1 protein-coding gene is annotated in these 1,045 nt (G+C 69.0%); it reads right to left on the bottom strand.

What is annotated here, in order from left to right; genetic code table 11:
- Position 1: 1 nt before the first annotated feature.
- Positions 2-1,045, bottom strand: a 1,044-nt coding sequence (gene zwf, locus ACFQ36_RS22910) for a glucose-6-phosphate dehydrogenase (RefSeq protein ID WP_377017894.1), incomplete at its 5' end; no start/stop codon positions are given.

A 1,045-nucleotide genomic window follows, 5' to 3' on the forward strand; every position in this document is an offset into this window, starting at 1 on the left:
ATCATGGCCTTCTCCAGGTTCGTCCGTCGCGGGCCAGCAGTTGATCGGCCGACGCCGGGCCCCAGCTGCCCGGGGCGTAGGGCTCCGGCCTGGTGCCCGAGCGCGCCCAGTACTCCTCGAACGGGTCCAGGATCTTCCAGCTCAGTTCCACTTCCTGGTGCCGCGGGAACAGCGGCGGCTCGCCGAGCAGCACGTCCAGGATCAGCCGCTCATAGGCCTCCGGGCTGGACTCGGTGAACGCGTGCCCGTAGCCGAAGTCCATGGTCACGTCGCGGACCTCCATCTGGGTGCCCGGGACCTTGGAGCCGAACCGGATGGTGGCGCCCTCGTCGGGCTGGACCCGGATCACCACCGCGTTCTGGCCGGTCTCCTCGTCGCCGTGGTCGGTAAAGAGCAGGTTGGGGGCACGCTTGAGCACCACGGCGATTTCGGTCACCCGGCGGCCCAGCCGCTTGCCCGCGCGCAGGTAGAAGGGGACGCCGGCCCAGCGCCGGGTGTGGATGTCCAGGCGCAGGGCGGCGTAGGTCTCGGTGGTGGAATCGGCCGGGATGCCCTCTTCCTCCAGGTAGCCCCGGACCAGTTCCCCGCCCTGCCAGCCGCCGGTGAACTGCCCGCGCGCCGAGGACGTGGACAGGTCCTGGGGGAGTTTGACCGCGGCCAGGACCTTTTCCTTCTCGGCGCGCAGGTCCTCGGCGTTGAAGGAGATCGGCTCCTCCATGGCGGTCAGGGCCAGCAGCTGCAGCAGGTGGTTCTGGATCACGTCCCGGGCCGCGCCCACGCCGTCGTAGTAGCCGGCCCGGCCGCCGGTGCCGATGTCCTCGGCCATGGTGATCTGGACGTGGTCCACGAAGTTGGCGTTCCAGAGCGGTTCGAACAGCTGGTTGGCAAAGCGCAGCGCCAGGATGTTCTGCACCGTCTCCTTGCCCAGGTAGTGGTCGATCCGGAACACCGCATCGGCCGGGAACACCGACTCGACGACGGCATTCAGTTCCCGGGCGCTGGCCAGGTCGTGCCCGAAGGGTTTTTCGATCACCACCCGGCGCCA

Origin of the sequence: Arthrobacter sp. GCM10027362, from assembly GCF_042679445.1 — a bacterium.
Taxonomy (GTDB): domain Bacteria; phylum Actinomycetota; class Actinomycetes; order Actinomycetales; family Micrococcaceae; genus Crystallibacter.